1 protein-coding gene and 1 pseudogene are annotated in these 1,691 nt (G+C 68.0%); both read right to left on the reverse strand.

Annotation, left to right across the window (positions count from 1 at the left end):
* Positions 1 to 413: 413 nt before the first annotated feature.
* On the reverse strand, positions 414 to 1,094 hold the full coding sequence (locus L810_RS42200) for an HAD family hydrolase (protein WP_021164217.1): 681 nt from the start codon (positions 1,092 to 1,094) through the stop codon (positions 414 to 416).
* A 94-nt stretch (positions 1,095 to 1,188) separates the two neighbouring features.
* Positions 1,189 to 1,691, reverse strand: a pseudogene (locus L810_RS42205) (argininosuccinate lyase); the annotation flags it as partial.

The following is a 1,691-nucleotide window of genomic DNA, read 5'->3' on the forward strand; positions in this document are numbered from 1 at the left end:
TGCGGTTGGCTCCCAAGGTGGAGTGGCCGGCCAAGATGGACGCTGAGTCGAGAACCGCACCCTGAACTCGCATGTCACGGGGCATCCTGATTTTGCACCGGGGCGACAGAAATTCGGGCACGGATCGCCCGGAATCTTCCGGTATGCGTCGGCCACCGTCATAGTTCTCCGCTCCACGGCGAGGACTCAGTGACTCGCGGGGCCGATCCCTTCGACATCGACAGTCGAGCCGTAGCGTGGATCGGCGATCCATATCAGTTGCGCGGCCGAGATCAAAGCCGGTCCACCTGACAGCGCCATCGATAGCAGGCCCGTCGCCTGCTTGGGCGATATCACCAGCCATGGCGACACCGTGGTCGATGGTGAAACTGGATGGCTGTCGATCAGTGGGAGGGGGCGGTTTACGAGCCAGTTCAGTTCGGCAGTGTGCTGCGCTTGCCGAACCACGACGGCACGAGCGCGAGCGCATCGTCGAGCGAGGCGAGCACGTGCAGGCTCAGCGCGATGATCTCGGGCGTCGGTGCCTTCAGGTCGGGCACGGTGACGACCGCGGCGCCCGCGCCGGCGGCCGATTGCGCACCGAAATCGCTGTCCTCGAACGCGACGCATGCGTGCGCCGGCACGCCGAGGCGTTCGGCCGCGAGCCGGTAGACGGCCGGGTCGGGCTTGCCGCGTGCGACTTCGTCGCCGCCCGCGATCGCGCGGAAGAACGGCAGCACGCCGACCGCGTCGAGCCGCGCGCGGATCACCTCGCTCGCGGACGACGACGCGACCGCGCACGGAATGCCGGCTTGCGCGAGCGTGTCGAGCAGCGCGAACGCGCCGGGCTTCAGCGGAAACTTCGGATGCGGTTCGGGCGCCGCGAGCTGCTCGCGCACGCGGGTGCGCACCGCGTCGAACGTGTCGGGGTTGCCGATCAGCCGCGCCAGGATCACCTGGCCTTCGGCGAACGAGCGGCCGACGATCTGCAGGTAGTCGGCGGTGGTCAGCGTGACACCGTGCGCAGTCGACACGTCGATCCAAGTGTTCATGATGGTCCGCTCGGAATCGACGAGCAGGCCGTCCATGTCGAAGAGCGCGGCGGAAAAGGTCATCGGCGGCATTCGGGAAGCGGGGAAGGCGATGGGCGGCGCGACGGCCGCCCGAATGAAAAACGGACGCCGATGGCGTCCGTCCGGAACAGCGGGCTTACCGGCCGAGCGCGGCGCGGGCTGCCTTGACCGCCGCACGCACCTGGTCGGGCGCGGTGCCGCCAGGGTGATTGCGGCTGGCGACCGAACCTTCGAGCGTCAGGTAGCCGAACACGTCTTCGCCGATCAGGTGCGCGACGTTCGGCAGTTCCTGCTTCATCTCGTCGAGCGTCAGGTCGGCCAGGTCGATGCCACGGTCGTCGCAGATCTTCACGGCGTGCGCGACGGCTTCGTGCGCATCGCGGAACGGCAGGCCGCGCTTCACCAGGTAGTCGGCGAGGTCGGTGGCGGTCGAGAAGCCCTGCAGGGCGGCCGCGCGCATCGCGTCCGGCTTCACGGTGATGCCGGCCACCATCTCGGCGAAGATCCGCAGCGTGTCGGCGACGGTGTCGACCGTGTCGAACAGCGGTTCCTTGTCTTCCTGGTTGTCCTTGTTGTACGCGAGCGGCTGGCCTTTCATCAGCGTCAGCAGCGCCATCAGGTGGCCGTTCACGCGTCCCG

The sequence above is a fragment of the Burkholderia sp. AU4i genome (assembly GCF_000466765.1).
Taxonomy (GTDB): domain Bacteria; phylum Pseudomonadota; class Gammaproteobacteria; order Burkholderiales; family Burkholderiaceae; genus Burkholderia; species Burkholderia cepacia.

Bases quoted from the DNA above. Each gene is read 5' to 3' on its own strand.
- L810_RS42200 (WP_021164217.1), bottom strand. From the start codon at position 1,094: ATGACCTTTTCCGCCGCGCTCTTCGACATGGACGGCCTGCTCGTCGAT.